This is a genomic window from Peptacetobacter sp. AB800, assembly GCF_047807365.1.
Taxonomy (GTDB): Bacteria; Bacillota; Clostridia; order Peptostreptococcales; family Peptostreptococcaceae; genus Peptacetobacter.
In genome coordinates, this window is sequence record NZ_JBLOUI010000118.1 from 1 (window position 1) to 273 (window position 273).

The 273-nt window shown below is 27.1% G+C and carries 1 pseudogene; it reads right to left on the bottom strand.

Going from position 1 to position 273, the window contains the following annotated elements:
* Positions 1-204: pseudogene (locus tag ACK2WN_RS12405) on the bottom strand (hypothetical protein); the annotation flags it as partial.
* Positions 205-273 lie beyond the last annotated feature (69 nt).

The window sequence follows — 273 nt, forward strand, 5'->3', positions numbered from 1 at the left end:
AGGATAGTCATCATGTATTTTTTCTACAATATTAGCAATTTTTTCGTTTTTTATATCGTTAAAAGTTTTTTGATGTTTCAACCATTTAAAGTAACCACTTTTACTTACATTGCTTATTTTGCATAGAGAATTTATTGGATAATGATGTTTTTCATGCACTTCTTTTATAGCTGTGTATATATAATTATTTTGTACTCTCTGCAAACTCACCTCCTCTCTATTTCCTGTATTTTTTTTAATAAAGCTATCTCCATTTCAGCTTGTCTTTTTTCG